Source organism: Acinetobacter sp. YH16032 (genome assembly GCF_013417345.1).
GTDB lineage: Bacteria > Pseudomonadota > Gammaproteobacteria > Pseudomonadales > Moraxellaceae > Acinetobacter.
In genome coordinates, this window is sequence record NZ_VPEE01000030.1 from 1 (window position 1) to 22,005 (window position 22,005).

Here is a 22,005-nt window from a genome sequence, read left to right on the forward strand (position 1 = left end):
CAAGCTGTGGCTGAATTTATTCAGGCTTAAGTTCAGAACAACTTAAACCTGAACTCAGGAAACATCACTTGTCACGGGTGACTCATCTTGACGCTTTGCCAGATTGCTCCACCAGTCTGGCTTTTTTATGCCCTAGAGTTCATACATTTATTCAGTAAATTTTAAGAAATAAAACCTAATCTCAGCGTAGTTAAATATTAGAACTGATCGCATGCGCTACACATCTATTATTCAGCAATGGAAAAAACCAACGATAAGCCTAGCACTATTCAATTTAATACTCTCGGTGTGGGCTGGTATTGGTTTAAATATTGCGTTCTACAAACAACTTACTTCACTCACACCTTATCAAGGTTATCAAGCAATTCTTTTTTTACTAGGCTCAACTGTTTTAATCACAGCCGCTTATTTTTTTATTTTCAATCTTATTCATTGGAGATCGAACGTAAAGATATTTGCAGGTATCTGGATTGTATTAGGCGGTATGTCCGCATATTTTGTAAATAATTTAGGCATTATTATCAATGCTGATCAGATTCAAAATATGATGCAAACCAATACGATGGAAGCACTTGATCTGTTAAATATAAGATTAGTTGTTTGGGTCCTATTTTTTATTTTGGTTCCTCTTTATTTTATTTATTGGGTGAATATCAAAAAATCAACGTTTTCTCATACCCTTTGCAGGAAAATGTTACACAGTGTAATCAGTTTAGTTTTAGTGTTAGGTTGCGCTTATTTATATTATGTTGACTATGCAGCTATTTTTAGAGAAAACAGAGAGTTGAAAGGGATGATCAGTCCTCAAAATGTCGTTGCAGCGTCCTTCAGTTATTATAAACATCTTCAACCTCCCAAAAATACGACTATTCACCCCTACGGACGTGATGCACACCAATTTATTCAAACGGCGACCCATCAAACTCCAAAACTGATGGTTTTAGTGATAGGAGAAACAGCACGTGCAGAAAGTTTTCAGTTGAATGGATATGATCGAGCCACAAATCCAGAATTACGCAAATTAAATATAATCAATTTTCTTAACGTCAGTTCCTGTGGTACTGCAACGGCGGTATCCGTACCTTGTTTATTTTCTGGTATGACTCGACAAGCATATACAGAAAAAGTCGCAAGACAACGGGAGAACTTACTCGATATTATTCAACGTGCGGGCTACAAAGTAACGTGGATCAATAACAATTCAGGATGCAAAGAGGTTTGTAATCGGGTTGAGCGTTATGAAATTCCCGAATCTATTCGTAAACAATGGTGCGATTCTAAGGGTGAATGTAAAGATGAAATATTGATTGCTAGCCTTAATGCCTATATTCAAGCCATTCCCAAAAATGATAAAACGCCAAGACTTATCGTACTCCATCAAATGGGAAGTCACGGCCCAGCTTACTATAAACGGTCCACTCATCAATACAGACCCTTTCAGCCGACCTGTAACACCAGCGCAATTCAAGGATGTAGTCAACAAGCTCTGATCAATACGTATGATAATTCAATTGTATATACAGACCATATTCTCGCTTCGACAATCAATTTATTAAACAAACAAACTCAATTTCAATCCGCTTTATGGTATTTATCAGATCATGGTGAATCCACGGGTGAACATGGAATGTATTTACATGGCGCCCCTTATCAAATTGCACCATCACAACAAACTCATGTTCCGATGATCATGTGGTTTTCAACAGCATGGCGAAAACATGAAGCGTCAACTGTACGATGCATTGAATCTCGGAAAAATGATGTACTAAGCCAAGACAATGTCTTTCACACCATGCTAAGTTTATTGAATATTCATACTACAACATTACAACGCGCATTAGACCTCAGCCAACAATGCAAACCTCAATTATAGAACAGAGCCTAATATGAATAAAATCCTGATGATTGAAGATGACTTTATGATTGCAGAGTCATCTCAAAAGTTGCTCCAATATCAATCATTTGAAGTAGTCTGGGTCAATAATGGCATCGATGGCTTAAAACAATTAAATCAACAAGCATTTGATTTAGTGCTGCTCGATCTTGGATTACCTATGATGGATGGCATGCAAGTACTCAAACATCTTCGCTCACTATTTCCTTCAATTCCTGTACTCATTATTTCAGCAAGAGATCAACTTCAGCAGCGTATCGACGGATTAAATCAAGGCGCTGATGATTATCTAGTAAAACCATACGAGTTTGAGGAGTTATTAGCGCGTATTCACGCCATACTCAGACGTGCATCTCAACAAAATACACCCCAGATAAAACAAATTTTAGAGTTTGGCGGACTCAGGTTAGATCTTGAACAACATATCGCGAGTTTTGAAAATCAGACGGTTGAGTTTTCAAACCGTGAGTGGGCTTTATTAATTCCACTCTTAACTTATCCAAATAAGATTTTTTCGAAGTCTAATCTTGAAGAAAAACTGTATGATATTGAAAATGAAATCAGCAGTAATACCATTGAAGTCTATATTCATCGCATACGCTCAAAATTAGGTAAAAATTTTATACGTAATGTGCGAGGATTAGGTTATCGGCTAGGTCAGCCTACACCATAAAACAAGAATTGATACATGACGCAACCCTACTCTTTACAAAAGCAACTTGTTGTATTTACCTCAATTTTTAGTGTGGTGATGGGATGTATATTGGTTTTTTCAGCCTATAGAACAGCTTTAGAGGAAACAAATGAAATACTTGATGCTCAGCTGAAAAATCTGGCAGAGCGCGTTGCAAAATTTAATCCAGATCCTGTAAAGAGTAAATTTTCACATTTAAAACAGTACCATGAAGAAGATTTATTTGTAGATGTTTGGGCCTATGACCAACAATCACATTTACATGAAAAGTTTAAACAGTTGGTTGAGCCAGTCGCTAAGTCAGGTTTTTATCATCACACTAATCATTATGGTAAATGGCATACCTATGTGATTCCATTGAAAACTGTTCAAGTTCAAGTGAGCCAACAAGACTCTGTTCGACAAGCTTTAGCCATAGAGCTCGCAATCAACATGTTTTTACCTTATTTAATCATTATGCCCTTCGCGATTTATGGCTTAGGTTTTATAATTAGAAGAAATTTTGCTCCATTTGAGCAATTTAAATCCGAATTAAGTACACGTAAACCAAATGAGCTGACCGTAATCGACCCTCAACAGTACCCTATTGAGCTAGTACCCAGCATTCAAGCGATCAATCAATTATTTCAAAGGATCTCTGATGCCCAACAAGAACAAAAACAATTTATTGCAGACGCCGCTCACGAATTAAGAACACCAATTACAGCATTAAATCTTCAAACTAAAATTTTACTCAAAGAGCTCCCCCATCACGAATCGTTAATCAAAATGAATAATGGTTTACACCGAACTCAGCATTTGGTCGGACAGCTTTTAAATCTCGCTCAACAAGATTCATTGAATGCCAGTAACGAGAAAAAAATGAGTATTCGGTTAGATGAACGTGCTTATCAATCTATTGAACAATTGATTCATTTAGCTTTAGCCAAAGAAATCGATTTAGGTATGGAACGTTATGAACACGTTCAAATTTTAAATTATTCATCTGCTATAGATTCAATATTAACCAACTTAATAGAGAATGCGATTAAATACACGCCTCCCAATGGCATCATTAATGTTTCGACATTTCAAGAGAATGATATAGCGATCATTCAAGTGGAAGATAGTGGCCCAGGAATTTCAGCAGATCTCTATGAACGTATTAAAAAAAGATTTTATCGAGTTGAGCAACATCAAGAAATTGGTAGTGGCTTAGGTTTATCAATTGTTGAAAAAGCGGTAGAACGTATGGGGGGCAATCTTATCTTTGATCGCAGCCCTCAATTAGGTGGTTTATTGGTGAGAGTGGAAATTAAACTACATTAATTGCTTAGGCTAATTTAGCCTTATCTTTTAGACTAAATATTACGACATTGAATATCCAAATCAACCAACCTGTCCAAAGATTATGACTAAAAAAATGTGCACCTCTAAGCATTTGCGTCCATCCCATAAACATTCCCAAGAGAATTGCACTCAATAAGTAAAATTGAGCTAATTGTGTTTTTTTGTTCCTGAACACAAAATACCCACTCAATAATGCAAAACCTGCAGAAGCATGACCTCCAGGAAAACAATGCCCAACTTTACTACTGAGACTCCAGACAATTGTCATTCCCTGAGGTTGAGCTGCATCCCATGGACACATCAAGTTCGACTGTGATTTGAACAACGCTATTAAAATAATTGAAATTAAAGCAACTGCAAAAATTGTGATGTAATTTTTAGAGGTTTCCAAACGTTGATTTCTCGATTTGGGATAAGCGACCATGACTGCATATATCAGCATACTGCAGTACATCGCGATTAGCACATATTTAACCCATTGATGCCCAACTACACTTGACCAAAATGCATCTTTTAAATAGAACACTCCTTTTGAATTTAAGCCTAATTGAATCAATTTCATGTCGACAGCACCATGTACTGGAAATAGATTGACCAAAATGAAATAGCTCAAGATTAAGGCGATACATTGTTTGCGATAGAAAAAACTCATACGAATTCATCGAATAAAAATGTATTTAAATCAATCAGGCTTAAAATTTTCTGAACGATTTGACATCAAATAGACTTTTATACTGCATAACGATATGCTTAAACCAACCTGAGTTGGGTTTTAAAAATAAAAAAGTGTTAAGGATAACCACGATGCAAACTCAAGAATTACTTATTCCGAATGGCAACTATCAAATCCAAGCTGATTTTTATATGCCAGAGCCGATCACAAAAGATTCTAGTATCATCATTATGGCTCATGGCTTAGGTGGAGAAAAAAGCTGTGGCTTAAACTCTTTCGCTGAAGCTTATGCAGAATTGGGATATAACGTATGCGTATTTGATCATTCTGGTTTTGGATTAAGCAGTGGTCCTGTTCAGCATCTTGTCGATAAAAATAGTCAACTTCAGGATTGGAACGTCGTTATCGACTATATTCAAACCCGATTCTACATCCCGAAAAAAAATATCATTTTATGGGGGTATTCGTTCAGTGGTGCGCATGTTCTAACATTAGCAAGTGAACACACCTTTAAAGCAGTGATCTCTAATTTTCCACACGTTGATGGTTTAGCGAGCTTGACGCTGTATCCTAAAAAATATTTATTGCCTGCAACCATGATTGCATTACAAGATTTAGCCCTAGCAAAAATAGGTAGAGTAAAAACCATGCCTGTAGTTGCAAAAGATCGGTTTGCTATTTTGGCGGGTGAAGATTGCTATGATGCCTATTATCGACTGATCCCAGACGGGATACATTGGAAAAATGCTGTACCAGCTCGAATCGTTGCAACTATTGGTTTATACCGACCAACAATGATCGTTCATAAAATTCAATGCCCTGTTTTTGTGTCAGGTGCGGAACTAGATTCACTTATTCCTATCAAAGCAACACGTAAACTCACACAAAAACTAAAACAAGGTGAATATCGTGAGTTCGTCTGCGGTCACTTCGATCTATTCCATTCGCCCGTTTTTGATCAACTCATCGCAGCGCATCAACATTTTTTGGAAAAACTAAAATAAACTTTTAAAGTTGGTAGTTATATCCCTTACTGCTTAAGTAAAATTCACTGATGAAATGGCATTCTTTTAGAATGTCATCAGTGACTTGTTGATGCTGATAGTAGCTGTGTTTCATTAATGCAAAAACCATTTCAACCAAATACACCGCTTCCTCTTTTCTATTCAATTTCAGCGGATGTACTTTCTGCTCAAATACCGCTTGTAAATCATGAGCAATCTTCTCAATGACGATTTCCTGTAAATTAAAACCATCAACATGTACTGGCCCACCCAAAATCAAAATACTTGCAGCAGGATTTGAATTGTAGAACTCAGCCACCTTAGAAATTAGATCAAAACAAATATCACGTGTTGACCAAGTTTGATAGCACTCATTTTTAAACAAAACATAGGCCTGCAGTTCATCTAAATAACGTTTCACCAATATGCTGAACAAATGATTAACTGTTGGAAAGTATTGATAAATCGTAATCTTAGGAAGATCGGACTGTGCTGCAATTTCGGGAATAGTACAGTGATTGATGCCTTGTTCTTCTAATATTTTCTTTGTTGTTTCTAGTACAAGTTCTAACCTTGCTTTACTTCTTTTTTGTACAGGAAGCTTAATTTCATCAAAAAGCATTTAAACAAATCCCCTGTCTTGCTGTTTAAAAATAAATCGATTATAGTCATAAAACCAACTATAGTTGGTTATGAATAAAAAGAACATCATTCAAGGATATGAATATGAACACAGTCTGTATCATTGGTGCAGGTCCGTCAGGAATTACGGCTGCTAAAAATTGTCAACAAAATGGTATTGCATACGATATCTTCGAGAAAAATGACAAAGTCGGTGGGAATTGGGTGTTTAATTCTAAAACTGGTCATTCTTCAGTCTATGAGAATACACACATTATTAGCTCGCGTACAATGTCTGAATATGAAGATTATCCAATGCCAGACAGTTACCCTGATTATCCACGACATGATCATCTACAGCAGTATTTTGAAAATTATGCCAAACATTTTGGTGTATATGACAAGATTAAATTTCATCACACTATTAACCATATTCATAAAAATGAAAATAAAAAATGGGTGGTGGATTACACCGATGATCAAGGTAAAGAACAACAGAAAATATATGACTATTTAATGGTTGCAAATGGTCATCACTGGAAACCGAAATACCCTGAGTATGAAGGTGAATTTACTGGCAAGTGGATGCATTCACATGATTTTAAAGGTGTAAATGACGACTGGCGTGGAAAGAAAATTTTAGTCATTGGTGCAGGTAATTCAGGCTGTGATGTTGCCGTAGAATCAGCACGTGTCTCAAAAGATGTGTATATATCGATGCGCAGTCCACAATGGTTTGTTCCAAAATTTATGTTTGGACATCCCGCAGACATACTCGTCAAGTCAATGGAAAAACTTCCGCCCAAAATGCGCCAAAAAATTCTGACCAAATTGGTAAAAGCATTCAGTGGAAATTACGCAGATTTTGGCTTGCCTGTAAATGACAAACCGATGCTGACACAACATCCAACGGCGAACTCTGACTTCATTGACTATGTGCGTCACGGTAAAATCAAACCAAAACCAGCGATCAAGCGTCTCAATGGTAAAATTGTAGAATTCGTCGATGGTACTCAACAAGAGTTTGATATTATTTGTTGTTGTACTGGTTTCTGGACCGTCTTCCCTTTCTTCGATAAAGATTTTATAGATTTCCAACATGCTGAAAAATTACCGCTTTACCGTAAAATGATGCATGCCGAACATGACAATCTTTATTTCATTGGTTTATTCCAACCATTAGGTTGTATTTGGCCAATTTCAGATCATCAAGCCAATTTGGCATGTCAGGAAATCTTAGGAAAATATAAACGTCCTGCTGATATGAAAAAAGCGATTCAGCATGAGTTAGATCATCCGCATTACAACTTTGAAGGCGGTCAACGTCATGCAGCAGAGGTTGACTATAATGACTTCCGCGCTGAACTCGTGTCAGACCTTAAAACTGCTGGTGTCATCATTCCAGAGCGTAAACCTTTGGTTTCAATCCGTAAATTAGTTGGTTCTTTACTGACTGCATAATTTAGTGTATTTCTAGGTCATCAGTGAGTGTTACGTTAATCGTGAGCACTCACCTTACATAAGTATAATCAACTCAAAATAACAACTTAAATGATCAATAGCAGGAGCTTTGCATGCACGGACGTATGATGTTTCAACCTTTATTAATCAGCAGTTTACTAGAACATGCTGCTGAATTTCATAAAGACACCCTGATCGTTTCAAAAAACACCGATGGCACACTTTACGAAACCAATTGGGGCGATGTATCGGATAATGCTAAACGTGGTGCAAAGGCATTAAATGAACTTAAACTCATTCACGGCGATTGTATTGCAACATTAGCTTGGAACAATCATCGTCATTTAGAGGCTTGGTATGCTATTTCTGGTAGTGGTTTAATCTGTCACACCATTAACCCAAGATTATTTCCAGAACAACTGATTTTCATTATTAATGATGCACAAGATAAAGCGATTATTTTTGATAAAACATTCCTACCTTTGATTACAGGAATAAAAGCACATATTCCACTGGTGCAACATTTCATCTGCTTAGATGCACCTGATGAAAAGATTCGTCAATCCTTACCCGAAGTCTTGTTCTACGATGATTTAATTGCGGGTCAAACTGCAGAATATACATGGCCTGAATTTGATGAAACCACTGCTAGTTCACTATGTTATACCTCTGGAACAACAGGCAATCCTAAAGGTGCTCTCTATTCTCATCGCTCAACTGTTCTTCACAGTTTAGCGGCCAGCTTACCTGACTCACTCAATCTATCAGCCAAAGATATTATTTTACCTGTAGTTCCGATGTTTCACGTTCATGCATGGGGAACACCTTATGCCGCAGCGATGGTAGGTGCTTCAATTATATTACCAGGGCCGGGTCTTGATGGTGAGAGTCTAGTTAAACTCATTGATCAATATGAAGTGACTGTTGCACTTGGTGTTCCTACCATTTGGCAAAGCTTGTTGATTGCTGCAAAAGCAATGAACAGTTCACTGACCTCTTTAAAACGTAATGTCATTGGTGGCTCGGCTTGCCCACCAAGCATGTTAGCGACATTCCGTGATGTATATGATTGTGAAACCATTCATGCATGGGGGATGACTGAAGCTAGTCCACTTGGCACTGCCAATCAATTCAAAGCCAAACATAAACAACTTTCTCAGGATCAACAAGCAAATCTACGTCTTTCCCAAGGTCGCCCGCCGTTTGGAGTCAGGATTCGTTTAGTGTCTGAAGAAAGAGGAACCGATCTTGTTCCACATGATGGTGAGACTATTGGTAATTTACAAATCAAAGGACATTGGATTGTTGACAAATACTTTGGTCAGTCCGACTCACCATTGACCAGTGATGGATGGTTTGATACTGGAGATATTGCGTCTATAGATGCTGATGGCTATCTGCATATTAGTGATCGTGCCAAAGACTTGATTAAATCTGGTGGAGAATGGATATCTTCTGTAGATCTTGAAAATATCGCAATGGGTCACCCAGAAATTGCGATGGCTGCGGTCATCGCAGCACAACATCCAAAGTGGGATGAAAGACCTGTCTTAATCGCTGTTAAACATCCTGATAGCCAAATCACTGAACAACAACTCATTGATTACTATGCTGATAAAATTGCTAGATGGCAAACTCCAGATAAAGTGATTTTTGTCGATGCCATACCGCTTAGCGGCACTGGAAAAATGCTAAAAAGAAAACTTCGCGAAGAATATGGACATGTATTAATGTGAGTTCAGGTTAATTTCTCAACTCACTCATACTAACTAAATAAAGCTGTAACTGTACATCAGTTACAGCTTTATATTTGAGCCGTTACGAATAATTAAATTAGCAGTATCACGACCTGACAGATATGCACCATGCACAGTGCCTGCATAATCGGTATGACAATGTTCACCTGCAAAATATACTTGCGCTGGATGCTCTTTTTTAAAGATCTCTACATCATCTTTAGTATGTTCAACTTTTGGAAAACTAAATGAACCTAAACTAAACGGATCACTCCCCCAGCGGGTAATTATGATGTTCTGAATTTCATTGGAGTGCATGCAAATCTTCAATATTTTCTTGATATATTCATGCACCTGTTGCTCCGTTGCTTGATCAACCCATTCTGACTTTGTACCTCCCACGAGAAGGAGATAAGTCGGTTTATTATATAAACGACTAAAATCTAAAATACTATACAGCTCACGCTCATCCCAACAAAATGCCGTATTGTGTTTAAGTGCATTCCCATTAAATTCTAGAGCTTTTGAAAATTGTATAAATATTTTATTGAAAGATCCAAAACCCAGCTTTTGAATCGATCGGACTAATCCACTAGGCAAAGGCGGCTCAAACTTAATTTTATCTTGCTTTAAAATACCGAGTGGAACTGTCACCACAACTTGAGAACCTATGTAAAGCTGTCCACATGCTGTTTTTATCTGCACTTGATGAGAGTCATGATCGATTTCAACAATATCTGCATTCGTAAGAATCTCTAAATCAGTAGCCAGAACTTTAACAATCTGTTCATAACCTTTTGGAAATATCACCTCATCGCCTGAGAAGTAGCCTTCAAAATCCATAAAATTATGGGCTAATTGCTCTAAATCAGTCGCAAAAGGATCATTGGCAAGCCTTGAGTAATACTGCTTAATTTTTTGTGTGATGACGTCTCGATCAAAATAATGAAGTTGAAAACGTATCTTTCCTAAAACATTCTCAAGTTGCTCAAAAGCGGAGATATCCTGCTCTTTTGATTTATTTTGAAAAACCTTCTGAACATCACGAAGGCATTTTTCAAATTCTAAGCTCTCTTGTTCGGTAAATGGCTGACCATTGGCATGAAAATAATCCACTTGATCATAATTAAAAACTTGAGTACTTATCCGATTGGACTCTGCAATTTTCCATATCGGATTATTATCAATACCATGTATCCATGATGCACCAAGGTCAAAACAATGACCATCAATGTTTTGTGTATGTATTCTCCCACCTATACGATCACGTGCTTCTAAAACAACAACATTAAATCCTGCTGATTTTAAATGCTGAGCACAACTTAATCCTGCAACACCAGCGCCGATAATATAAATAGGATGATTAAAGTCGTTCATTCATTTTTTTATTAGAAAAAATTCGCTTAAAGATATCGCGTTCAAAACTGTGAAAATAGTCGTGTGATGTAATAAATTTAAAATGATTGGTAACTTAAGAAGAGTTTAAAATTGTTTGAATCGAATAAATCACAAAAAAACGGCCATGAAGACCGTTTTTTTAGAATGCTTTGACTTTCTCATTAATCTGCTGATATATCTTCGAATAAAACTGAAGATAAATAGCGCTCTCCAGCATCAGGTAAAATCACCACTATGGTTTTACCTGCATTTTCAGGACGTTGAGCAAGTTCATGAGCGGCCGCTAATGCTGCACCACTTGAAATACCCACAAAAATCCCTTCTTTGATTGCAGATTGACGAGCAAAATCAATTGCTGTTTGATTTTCAACCGCGATAACTTCATCCACCAAATCTAAATCTAGGTTTTTAGGAATAAAGTTTGCACCAATGCCTTGGATTTTATGTGGTCCCGGAGTCAGTGTTTCGCCACGCTTCGCTTGTCCAATAATTGGTGAGTCTGCTGGTTCAACTGCAACTGAGTAAAGGGCTTGATTTTTAACTTTCTCAAAATAACGCGAAATACCAGAGATCGTACCTCCCGTACCTACACCAGCCACTAAAATATCAACCTTACCACCCGTTGCTTCAAAAATTTCAGGTCCAGTTGTAGTTTCATGAATGGCAGGATTTGCTGGGTTTTCAAATTGCTGAGGTAAATAATAAAGCTCTGGGTTCTCAGCAACTAAACGTTCTGCTTCTTGAACAGCACCATTCATCCCTTTAGCTGGATCGGTTAATACTAAATGAGCACCCAATGCTTTGAGTACTTTACGGCGCTCGATACTCATACTTGCAGGCATAGTCAGTGTGATGTCATAACCTTTAGCAGCAGCAACAAAAGCTAGCGCAATCCCTGTATTACCACTCGTCGGTTCAACAATATGCATGCCTGCTTTAAGCACACCACGTTGTTCTGCATCTGCAATCAAAGCAGCACCAACACGGCATTTTACTGAAAATGCTGGGTTACGTGCTTCGACTTTGGCAAGAACTGTAGCCCCACCCTGTATTACACGATTAATGCGAATAAGCGGTGTATTACCAATCGCTTCAGCGTTATTACTGTATACCGCGATTCCACGATTAGAAGTTTGTGGAAATTGAGTCTCTGTGGTCATGAACAATCCTTATATTCATAAAACAATACTTTTATCATAATCCTTTTTCATTTTAGATATATAACCATTTGTAGGATTTTCATATAAGATAAAATGAATAGGTTATTCTAAATATGAAATTATCACTTTACTGCTTTTAATCCATAAAAATTAGACATTTGACAAAAAGCTCTTAAATTTTGATAACCAGCCTGAAAGTATAGATTCTTCATCTCTTTCACTGTCATTAAATTAAAGTCATCATGTATTCTTTCCAACATGACCTGACTTTGTTTTTCACTTAATCCTATTTTTGTCACCAAATTTTTTAATACTAACTGATCATTTGGTTCTTCGAATTGCATCAGATCGAAACTCAGAACCACACCATCTTGTTTCAAAGCATGGTAAATATCACCTAAAAAACTCTTTTTGTATGCATGTGAAACAAAATGAAAAACCAAAATACTCAATACTGCATCAAAATTTTCAGGATATTTCTGGAGCACCGTCGTGTCACCTTGCAGAATTATGACTCGGTGCATTTGCTGCTTAAACTGAACGATCTGTTTTGTTTTTTCAAGCATCGCTGACGATGGATCAAACACAACAAACTCCGCCTTAGGAAAATGATCTAATAAATAATTCAGTTCAAACCCTGTTCCGCACCCGACAATGGCAATTTTAGCTTCTTCTTTGAGATGAGTTTCAAGTAGCGCCAGTATATGTAGATGCATGAGTTCATATCCTGGTATCAGCTGTCTGATATGCACATCGTAGTTTTCTACGATTTTTGGGTGATCAAAATTCTTTGCCATCTCACTCTTCGACTATTTTTAAAATTAAGCCGAGCTTAGTGAACTAAGTTCGGCTTTGTTATTTTCTGCTTAAAGTTAAAAATATCACTCAATGACGATTAAGCACTCTCATCAAAAATATTGAGTTGCTCACGCATATATTCTTGGAGTTTAAACTTCTGAGCCTTACCAGAAGCAGTCATTGGGAACTCTTTAAGAAAATGTACATATCGTGGCACTTTATTATGTGAGATATTGGCTTTGCAGTAATCTTTGATCACTTGTTCAGAACATTCATGTCCTTCATGCAAAATAATACAAGCACATAACTCTTCGCCATATTTCGGGTCAGGAAGCCCAATCACTTGAACATCGCTAACAGCCGGATGTTTATATAAGAAGTCTTCAATCTCTTTAGGGAATAAATTCTCACCTCCCCGAATCACAACATCTTTAATGCGACCTTTGATTTTGATAAAGCCTTCATCATCCATTTCAGCGATATCACCGGTATGCATCCATTTTGCGACATCTACGACTTCTCGGGTTTTTTCTTCTTCATCCCAATAGCCCAGCATGACTGAGTATCCTCGTACACACAACTCTCCGAGTTTGCCACGAGGCACTACTTTACCGTGTTCATCGACTATTTTAATTTCGATATGTGGATGAACTCGACCAACAGTGCTCACTCGTTGTTCTAGCGAATCTGTGATCGAACTTTGTGCGCTTACTGGCGCTGTTTCAGTCATGCCATAACAAATCGTGATATCTCGCATATGCATACGCTCAATGACGCGCTTCATGATTTCTTTTGGACATGGACTGCCAGCCATAATGCCAGTACGCAATGTAGTCAAATCAAATTCGTCAAATTGCTCATGATCAAGCATGGCAATAAACATGGTAGGCACACCATATGCCGCGGTACATTTCTCTTGTTCAATCGCTTTAAGACTATCAAGAGGATTAAATACAGCTGATGGATAGATCATGGTTGATCCATGTGTAATACAGGCGAGATTACCCATCACCATACCAAAGCAATGAAATAACGGTACAGAAATACAAACTCGATCTTGAGAAGTCAGTTTGATTGCCTCTCCCACAAAATACCCGTTATTCAGAATATTATTGTGTGTCAGCATGGTCCCTTTGGGGCTACCTGTCGTTCCAGAGGTAAACTGGATATTGATGGTTTCATCGAATTGAAGACCAGATGCTATCTCATTAAGTTGATCTAACTGCTCGGAAGTCGGTTCAACCAATAAATCACTAAAGCGATAAAACCCAGTATGTTGTTGATCATCTATTTTGATCAAATACTTTAAATGCGGTAATTTTTCAGCATTTAAAACGCCATTGGTCGTATGCAAAATTTCTGGTGCAATTTGCGTCAAAATTTCTTGATAATTGGTCGTCTTAAAGGTCGATGCAATGATCAATCCTTTGCAAGATACTCGATTGAGTACGTATTCTAGCTCGTAGCTTTTATACGCAGGATTTAAGTTGACCAAAATAATTCCAGCCTTGAAGGCTGCAAATTGTGCGATCGTCCATTCCACACAATTAGGGGACCAAATTGCTAGACGATCTCCCTTTTCTAAACCGATTTTTAATAAACTACATGCAAAAGCATTTACTTTCTCTTGTAACTGCTGATAGGTCAAACGTACATTTTGATGCACACTGACCACAGCATCCTGATCGGCATATTGTAGGCATGCTTGATCAAATTTATGGCCTATGGTCATACCCAATAAGGGTTGCTCACTGGTGCCATAGGCATAACTGAGTCGTAATTGCGTCATTGAATCATACTCCTTGATTCTATTTTCTTATATCAATCCAATATTTCGTTATTAATTACGCGATTACTCGTTTAAACATGACATCCTTTTGTGTGAATTAAATTAATTTTCCTCCTTTGCCTTAACTGCATTGACACAAAAGTCTGCAATTTGCTTAACGAAATAACCTTTATAACCGTCATCAAACATCACATTACGCGATGGATTTAAAGGTTCAATCACAACGAATGTCATCGCACCAACCACGCATAATGCAGCTGTATTTAAATCTTCAAATTCGAACTCACCATTGACCTTTCCTTCGGCAAGAATCTCCTTAATGGATTGTTTTATCAGTTGCTTACTTCTAAAACGTTCATGCTCAATCGTTGGGTCTACGGGCTCAAACATGAGTGAATATGCAAGTTGAGGGCTATTCAAAGCACGTTTTACGAAAGCAGTGACGGCCTTTGTCAACTTCTCAGTCGAAGTCCAATCATTTTTTGCAATCTGATTCAGAATATCGACCTCACCTTTGATGGCCTGTGAAAGCACTTCAATCAAAATCTGATTTTTGTTCTCAAAATAGCGATAGACCAAACCACTCGAGACACCAGATTTATCTGCAATCGCTTGCACTTGTGCATCTTTAAAACCACCACCCGCAATAAGTTTGCGCGCGGATTGCAGTATCGATTGACGATTTTGCTCCATACGCTCTTGCATCAAAGTGGATCTTTTATAACTCATAATTGTTCACCCAATCAACTAAAATGAATTATAAATCATTTTCTGAATCTATATTCACTTTTTTGAAAAATAACTGTATTGTATTTCTCAAGCAAGGACAAAATGCTTCACTGGAAATAAAAATTAAATTTTAGGATGAATGAAAATGAATTTACAGAGTATCGACTTTGGACTAGACGAAACACTAATCGCTTTACGTGATTCTGTAGCTGCATTCTGTGCAAAGGAAATCGCACCTATTGCTCAACAAGTTGATCAAGACAACTTATTTCCAGCTCACTTATGGAAAAAATTTGGTGATATGGGGTTACTTGGACTTACCGTGAGTGAAGAATACGGTGGTGTCAATCTGGGTTATTTGGCTCATATCATTGTCATGCAGGAAATTTCACGAGCATCTGCTTCCATTGGACTTTCATACGGGGCACATTCAAATCTTTGTGTGAATCAAATTAACCGTAATGGTAGCGAAGAACAAAAACAAAAATATCTTCCTAAATTAATTTCTGGCGAATATGTCGGTGCTTTGGCAATGTCTGAACCAAATGCGGGTTCAGATGTCGTTAGTATGAAATTACGTGCTGAAGAGCATGGTGATCACTTTGTACTTAATGGCTCAAAAATGTGGATTACCAATGGTGGAGATGCTGACGTGCTGGTGGTTTACGCCAAAACTGACATCAATGCTGGTGCCAAAGGCATGACTGCTTTCATTATTGAAAAAGGCATGGAAGGCTTTAGTCATGGGAGTCACTTAGACAAACTCGGAATGCGTGGTTCAAATACTTATCCCCTGTTCTTTGACAATGTCAAAGTGCCTAAAGAAAACGTCATGGGTGGTGTGGGTAACGGTACAAAAGTGCTCATGAGTGGATTAGATTACGAGCGTGCAGTTCTCAGTGGTGGACCACTAGGCATTATGGATGCATGTTTAGATGTGGTCATCCCATACATTCATGAACGTAAGCAATTCGGTCAATGTTTAGGTGAATTCCAACTCATGCAAGGCAAAATTGCGGATATGTATTCTACATGGTTGGCAAGCAAGGCTTTGGTTTATGCCGTGGGTGCAGCATGTGATAAAGCTGATCATGATCGTGGTTTACGTAAAGATGCAGCAAGTGCCATTCTCTACTCAGCTGAAAAAGCAACGTGGATGGCTGGTGAAGCAATTCAAACCCTTGGGGGCAATGGTTATATCAATGATTACAGCACAGGTCGATTGTGGCGTGATGCCAAACTCTATGAAATCGGTGCAGGAACTTCTGAAATTCGACGCATGTTAATTGGTCGTGAATTATTCAACGAAACCAAATAATTCAAGTTAATACAAGGAAGTCATTGATGAACGAAATTAAAAGTAAAATCAATCCACGTAGTGAAGAGTTTAAAATCAATCAAGCTGCAATGGTTGAATTGGTCGCAGACTTAAAAAAACAAGCTCAAACCATTGCCTTAGGTGGTGGAGAAAAAGCACGTCAGAAGCATTTAGCACGTGGAAAACTATTACCGCGTGAGCGCATTGATCAACTCATTGATGCAGGAACTGCCTTTCTTGAAATTGGTCAACTCGCTGCTTATCAAGTTTATGCTGACGATGTACCAGCCGCAGGTGTGGTTGCAGGTATTGGTCAAGTGCATGGTGTGACATGCATGATCGTTGCCAATGATGCAACAGTTAAAGGAGGTACATATTATCCTTTAACTGTAAAAAAACATTTACGTGCGCAAGAAATTGCTGAACAAAATCATCTTCCTTGTATTTATATGGTCGACTCAGGCGGTGCATTTCTGCCAATGCAGGATGAAGTATTCCCTGATCGCGATCATTTTGGACGAATTTTTTACAACCAAGCACGCATGTCGAGTAAAGGTATTGCACAAATAGCCGTGGTTATGGGGAGTTGTACTGCGGGTGGCGCATATGTCCCTGCCATGTCCGATGAAACAATTATTGTCCGCAATCAAGGTACGATTTTCCTCGGTGGTCCACCTTTGGTAAAAGCTGCAACAGGTGAAGTGGTGACTGCTGAAGACCTTGGTGGTGGCGATGTTCATACCCGTTTATCTGGTGTCGCAGATCATCTTGCAGAAAGTGATGAACATGCGATTCAAATTGCACGCAATATTGTTCAAAACCTAAATATCGAACCGAAAGCATTGAAGACCGAAATTGAAGAACCACTTTATAGTGCTGAGGAACTCTATGGTGTCATTCCGAGTGACTCACGCAAGCCCTTTGACATCCGTGAAGTGATTGCACGTATCGTGGATGGTTCAAGACTTGATGAGTTTAAAGCTCGTTTTGGTACAACCTTAATTACAGGTTTTGCATCTATCTACGGCATGAAGGTCGGAATCATTGCCAATAACGGAATTTTATTTTCAGAGTCTGCACAGAAAGGCGCGCATTTCATCGAATTATGTACGCAACGCAATATTCCACTGCTCTTTATCCAAAACATCACAGGCTTCATGGTCGGTCGCCAATATGAAAATGAAGGTATTGCCAAAAATGGAGCCAAATTGGTCATGGCAGTAGCGACCGCAAATGTTCCTAAAATCACCTTGGTGGTCGGTGGTTCTTTTGGTGCAGGCAACTATGGAATGTGCGGTCGAGCATATTCTCCTCGCTTCTTATGGACTTGGCCGAATTCACGTATTTCCGTGATGGGCGGTGAACAAGCTGCTAGTGTTCTCTCCACGATTAAGCGTGATCAAATTGAGCAACGTGGTGAAACTTGGTCAGCTGAAGAAGAAGATCAATTCAAACAACCTTATCGTGATCAATTTGAAAAGCAAGGACACCCTTATTATGCATCTGCACGGTTGTGGGATGACGGTGTGATTGATCCAGCAGAATCACGTCATGTCTTAGGTCTGAGTTTGGCTGCTGCATTGAATGCACCCATTGAACCAACTCAGTTCGGCGTGTTCCGCATGTAAGGAGAAAATGAGATGAGTTATGAATTTTTACAGCTTGAAATTGAACGCCAAGTTGCGACCGTATGGATTAATCGTGCTGAATTACACAATGCATTCAATACACAAGTGATAGAAGAGCTGAATCACTGTTTCACAACATTAAATGCTGATGATAACGTTCGAGTTGTCGTTTTGGCAGGTCGTGGTAAAAGCTTTTCAGCAGGCGCGGACCTTAATTGGATGAAGCAAGCAGGTCAAGCATCAAAAGTGGAAAATGAAGAAGATGCTTTGAAACTTGCCAAAATGTTACAAAGTTTAGCCACGCTGAAACAACCGACTATCGCACGTGTCCATGGTATTGCATTTGGCGGCGGTATGGGGCTTGCTTCAGCATGCGATATTTGTGTGGCTACCACTGATGCTAAGTTTGCCACTTCAGAAGTGAGATTAGGTTTAGCACCTTCAACGATTAGTCCATACGTGATCCGTGCCATCGGTGCTCGTCAAGCATCTCGATACTTTCTCACGGCTGAACGTATTTCTGCAGAGCAAGCAAAGCATATTGGTCTCGTCCATGAAGTTTGTCAGCCAGAACAGTTGGATGCTACCGTATCGGAAATCATTGATGCAATTTTGCTTGGTGGTCCTGAAGCTCAAGCTGCATCAAAGTCTTTGATTCGTTTAGTTGATCATCAAGAAGTCACAGAAGATTTACTGATTCAAACCGCTCAACACATTGCGCACGTACGTCAAGGTGATGAAGCCAAAAATGGCTTAACTGCTTTTTTAAATAAACAAAGCCCAGCATGGATTCAAGCAACGGCAGAACAATAAAAAGGGATTCTATATGTTTAAAAAAATTCTCATTGCAAACCGTGGCGAAATTGCATGTCGTGTGATTCGTAGTGCACAAAAATTAGGTATCGCAACGGTTGCAGTTTACTCAGATGCAGATACCCAAGCGCAGCATGTCAAATTAGCGGATGAAGCTATTTATATTGGTGAATCCCCTGCTGCACAAAGTTATTTACAAGCAGATCGTATTATTCAAGCTGCACTTAAAACAGGGGCTGAAGCCATCCATCCAGGTTATGGTTTCCTATCTGAAAATGATCAATTTGCGGAAGCTTGTGAAAAAAACAACATCACCTTTATAGGGCCTCCAGTGGCTGCCATCTTAGCCATGGGTTTAAAGGCAACATCTAAAGCATTAATGGAAAAAGCAGGTGTACCTCTCACCCCCGGGTATCATGGTAGCAATCAAGATGCAGATTTCTTAAAACAACAAGCTGATCAGATTGGCTATCCTGTACTGATTAAAGCCAGTGCAGGTGGTGGTGGTAAAGGCATGCGCTTAGTTGAGCGTGCTGAAGACTTTCTTCCTGCACTGAACTCATGCAAAAGTGAAGCGAAATCAAGCTTTGGCAATGATGACGTTCTAATTGAACGTTATGTTGTCAATCCTCGTCATATTGAAGTGCAAGTTTTTGGTGACAAACATGGCAATTATGTTCACCTCTTTGAACGTGATTGCTCTGTGCAGCGCCGTCACCAAAAAGTCCTAGAGGAAGCCCCAGCCCCTAAAATGGCCGAAGTTAAACTCGAAGCGATGCGTGAAGCTGCGATTAATGCTGCCCGAGCAGTAGACTATGTCGGTGCTGGAACGGTTGAGTTCATTGTTGAGCAAGATGGTACAGCTTACTTCATGGAAATGAACACTCGCCTTCAAGTTGAACACCCTGTGACGGAAATGATCACAGGACAAGATTTGGTTGAATGGCAATTACGTGTTGCTTATGGTGAACCTTTGCCAAAACAACAGTCTGAATTAAAAATTCATGGCCATGCACTTGAAGCTCGTGTTTATGCAGAAGAGCCAGAGAAAGGATTTCTCCCAGCAATTGGAAAAATTAATTATCTTCATTATCCGACTCAAAATGAATGTGTCCGTGTTGATAGTGGCATTGTGCAAGGTGATGAGATCACAACGTTCTATGATCCAATGATTGCTAAACTCATCGTATGGGGAGAAAATCGTGAAGCAGCACTCGTCCAAATGCATCATGCTTTGAGCCACTTTCATGTCGAAGGCTTAGGCAACAATATTGCATTTTTAGATCGCTTAGTGGCATGTGACTCTTTCAAAAATGCCAACCTAGATACTAATTTAATTCAACGCGAAGATGAGTTCCTATTTAAAACCACTACTCCTTCTTCGTCTGAAACAATTGTCACAGCAGCATTTATTGAACTGCATTCTCAGTTAAATGAATCCAAGCGTACAAGCCATCCAGTTTGGAAAGCAAAACCCCTGTGGAGAAGTAATGTTGATGCGCGTACACCGATAAAACTTGAACATCTCGGACAAACGTATCAAGTTGAATTTATCTCAACTTCACAAGGGTTCGAAGCACAGCTTGATGGCGAAAGCTACGCTATCTCAGGTCAGTTGCTCAATGAAAATCTCATGGCAATCTATACCTCTTTTGGTCAAGAGAAAATCAGTTTTAAAAAAACCAATGATGCGGTCACCCTCTTTAAAAATGGGCAGACTTTTAAATTTGAACTCATCAAAGCTAATTTTAATACAGATGATCAATCCTCATCTGACTCAAATCTAAAAGCGCCAATGCCGGGTGCAGTGACACAAGTATTTGTTTCAGCAAATCAACGTGTAAAAAAAGATGACGTGTTATTAACGTTAGAAGCAATGAAAATGGAATACGCTATACGTGCACCATTTGATGGTGTCGTAGTCGCAGCTTATTTCCAACAAGGTGATCAAGTGAAAGCTGGTGATGAGCTGGTTGAGTTTCAAGCTGCTGAGGAGAATGCGGCATGATGAAAACAACCAATCAAACCACATCAAATCACGATAATTTTGTGAAAATCGTTGAAGTTGGACCTCGTGACGGTCTTCAGAATGAAAAAACACCCTTAACATTCGAAGACAGACGCAATCTTATTCTTGATTTGATGAAAACTGGTTTGAAGAATATCGAAGTCGGTTCTTGTGTATCTGCAAAGTGGGTACCTCAAATGGCAGAAAGTGATCAACTCTATGCCAGCCTACCACATGATGAAGATATCCAGTTCAGCTTACTCACACCAAACCTTAAGGGATTTGAGTCAGCTTTAGCTGTAGGTTGTAAAGAAGTTGCGGTTTTCACCGCTGCTTCTGAAAGTTTCACTCAAAAGAATATAAATTGTTCAATTGAGGAAAGTTTTGAGAAGTTTGCTGATGTATTACAGCTTGCTCAACAACATGATATTAAAGTACGCGGATACGTTTCATGTATCGTCGACTGCCCTTATGAAGGTCCAATTGATCCATCTAAGGTTGCTGAAGTCAGTGCAAAGTTAATTGATCTAGGTTGCTACGAAGTATCCTTGGGTGAAACCATCGGCACAGCTACACCTGATCGAGTTGCCAAAGTTTGGAATGCATGTTTTGAACGAATTGAACCACAACTTTTAGCTGGTCATTTTCACAATACCTACGGCATGGCAATTGCCAATATCTATCAATCACTGACACAAGGCATCCGCATATTTGACTCATCGATTGCAGGACTTGGCGGTTGTCCTTATGCCAAAGGTGCTTCGGGTAATGTATCCACTGAAGACTTATTTTATCTCTTGTCCAATATGGGCTATGAAACTGGCATTGACCTAGATGCCCTGATGCTTGCGAGTCGTAACATTAGTCAAGTTTTGCAACGAAACAATCCATCTAACTATGCCAATGCGTATTGGCAAAAAAAATGTGCTTAGTACGTATCAGCATTATGAAA

General features: G+C 38.8%; 18 protein-coding genes. 11 read left to right on the top strand and 7 right to left on the bottom strand.

Going from position 1 to position 22,005, the window contains the following annotated elements; genetic code table 11:
- Positions 1 to 211 precede the first annotated feature (211 nt).
- From FTV32_RS12990 to FTV32_RS13000, 3 genes are read left to right on the top strand one after another with little or no spacing between them, the layout of a single operon-like run.
- Positions 212 to 1,873 carry a phosphoethanolamine transferase gene (locus FTV32_RS12990; protein WP_180028878.1) on the top strand — a complete coding sequence of 554 codons (1,662 nt, stop codon included), beginning with the start codon at positions 212 to 214 and terminating at the stop codon, positions 1,871 to 1,873.
- Positions 1,874 to 1,886: 13 nt separating this feature from the next.
- Positions 1,887 to 2,567, top strand: coding sequence for a response regulator transcription factor (locus tag FTV32_RS12995; protein WP_180028879.1), 681 nt, complete (start codon positions 1,887 to 1,889; stop codon positions 2,565 to 2,567).
- 15 nt (positions 2,568 to 2,582) lie between these two features.
- On the top strand, positions 2,583 to 3,896 hold the full coding sequence (locus FTV32_RS13000) for an ATP-binding protein (RefSeq protein ID WP_180028880.1): 1,314 nt from the start codon (positions 2,583 to 2,585) through the stop codon (positions 3,894 to 3,896).
- Positions 3,897 to 3,900: 4 nt separating this feature from the next.
- Here FTV32_RS13000 and FTV32_RS13005 read toward each other — a convergent pair whose 3' ends face one another.
- The gene (locus FTV32_RS13005) at positions 3,901 to 4,569 is read right to left on the bottom strand and encodes a phosphatase PAP2 family protein (RefSeq protein WP_180028881.1); all 669 of its coding nucleotides are present in this window, start codon (positions 4,567 to 4,569) and stop codon (positions 3,901 to 3,903) included.
- 152 nt (positions 4,570 to 4,721) lie between these two features.
- On the opposite strand from FTV32_RS13005, the gene FTV32_RS13010 reads away from it, so the two are divergent.
- Entirely contained in the window at positions 4,722 to 5,594 is an 873-nt protein-coding gene (locus FTV32_RS13010) for an alpha/beta hydrolase (protein ID WP_180028882.1), read from the top strand.
- A gap of 4 nt (positions 5,595 to 5,598) precedes the next feature.
- Here the strand turns inward: FTV32_RS13010 and FTV32_RS13015 are convergent, their stop codons facing one another.
- The gene (locus FTV32_RS13015; RefSeq protein ID WP_035270045.1) at positions 5,599 to 6,216 is read right to left on the bottom strand and encodes a TetR/AcrR family transcriptional regulator; all 618 of its coding nucleotides are present in this window, start codon (positions 6,214 to 6,216) and stop codon (positions 5,599 to 5,601) included.
- Positions 6,217 to 6,320: 104 nt separating this feature from the next.
- On the opposite strand from FTV32_RS13015, the gene FTV32_RS13020 reads away from it, so the two are divergent.
- Together FTV32_RS13020 and FTV32_RS13025 are read left to right on the top strand one after the other, a co-directional pair.
- Entirely contained in the window at positions 6,321 to 7,676 is a 1,356-nt protein-coding gene (locus FTV32_RS13020) for an NAD(P)/FAD-dependent oxidoreductase (protein WP_218947418.1), read from the top strand.
- A 113-nt stretch (positions 7,677 to 7,789) separates the two neighbouring features.
- Positions 7,790 to 9,412, top strand: coding sequence for a long-chain-fatty-acid--CoA ligase (locus FTV32_RS13025; protein ID WP_180028884.1), 1,623 nt, complete (start codon positions 7,790 to 7,792; stop codon positions 9,410 to 9,412).
- 60 nt (positions 9,413 to 9,472) lie between these two features.
- Here the strand turns inward: FTV32_RS13025 and FTV32_RS13030 are convergent, their stop codons facing one another.
- From FTV32_RS13030 to FTV32_RS13050, 5 genes are all read right to left on the bottom strand, one after another.
- Positions 9,473 to 10,789 (bottom strand): NAD(P)/FAD-dependent oxidoreductase, encoded by a 1,317-nt coding sequence (locus FTV32_RS13030; protein WP_180028885.1) that lies wholly within the window; start codon positions 10,787 to 10,789, stop codon positions 9,473 to 9,475.
- Positions 10,790 to 10,971: 182 nt separating this feature from the next.
- Entirely contained in the window at positions 10,972 to 11,970 is a 999-nt protein-coding gene (gene cysK / locus FTV32_RS13035) for a cysteine synthase A (RefSeq protein WP_092768396.1), read from the bottom strand.
- A 122-nt stretch (positions 11,971 to 12,092) separates the two neighbouring features.
- Positions 12,093 to 12,767 carry a class I SAM-dependent methyltransferase gene (locus tag FTV32_RS13040; protein ID WP_180028886.1) on the bottom strand — a complete coding sequence of 225 codons (675 nt, stop codon included), beginning with the start codon at positions 12,765 to 12,767 and terminating at the stop codon, positions 12,093 to 12,095.
- A gap of 98 nt (positions 12,768 to 12,865) precedes the next feature.
- Entirely contained in the window at positions 12,866 to 14,557 is a 1,692-nt protein-coding gene (locus FTV32_RS13045; protein WP_180028887.1) for an AMP-binding protein, read from the bottom strand.
- A 102-nt stretch (positions 14,558 to 14,659) separates the two neighbouring features.
- On the bottom strand, positions 14,660 to 15,286 hold the full coding sequence (locus tag FTV32_RS13050; protein WP_180028888.1) for a TetR/AcrR family transcriptional regulator: 627 nt from the start codon (positions 15,284 to 15,286) through the stop codon (positions 14,660 to 14,662).
- A gap of 145 nt (positions 15,287 to 15,431) precedes the next feature.
- Between FTV32_RS13050 and FTV32_RS13055 the strand changes: the two genes are divergently transcribed.
- The 5 genes from FTV32_RS13055 to FTV32_RS13075 are packed head-to-tail and all read left to right on the top strand — an operon-like array spanning position 15,432 to position 21,985.
- A complete protein-coding gene (locus FTV32_RS13055) occupies positions 15,432 to 16,604 on the top strand; it encodes an isovaleryl-CoA dehydrogenase (protein WP_179999758.1) in 1,173 nt (390 codons plus the stop codon).
- 26 nt (positions 16,605 to 16,630) lie between these two features.
- Positions 16,631 to 18,232 (top strand): carboxyl transferase domain-containing protein, encoded by a 1,602-nt coding sequence (locus tag FTV32_RS13060; protein ID WP_180028889.1) that lies wholly within the window; start codon positions 16,631 to 16,633, stop codon positions 18,230 to 18,232.
- A gap of 12 nt (positions 18,233 to 18,244) precedes the next feature.
- Positions 18,245 to 19,045, top strand: a complete 801-nt coding sequence (locus FTV32_RS13065) for an enoyl-CoA hydratase/isomerase family protein (RefSeq protein ID WP_180028890.1) — start codon at positions 18,245 to 18,247, stop codon at positions 19,043 to 19,045.
- 13 nt (positions 19,046 to 19,058) lie between these two features.
- Positions 19,059 to 21,053, top strand: a complete 1,995-nt coding sequence (locus FTV32_RS13070) for an acetyl/propionyl/methylcrotonyl-CoA carboxylase subunit alpha (protein ID WP_180028891.1) — start codon at positions 19,059 to 19,061, stop codon at positions 21,051 to 21,053.
- Positions 21,053 to 21,985 carry a hydroxymethylglutaryl-CoA lyase gene (locus FTV32_RS13075; protein WP_180028898.1) on the top strand — a complete coding sequence of 311 codons (933 nt, stop codon included), beginning with the start codon at positions 21,053 to 21,055 and terminating at the stop codon, positions 21,983 to 21,985. The genes FTV32_RS13070 and FTV32_RS13075 overlap by 1 nt, the downstream gene beginning before the upstream one ends.
- The last annotated feature ends 20 nt before the right edge of the window (positions 21,986 to 22,005 follow it).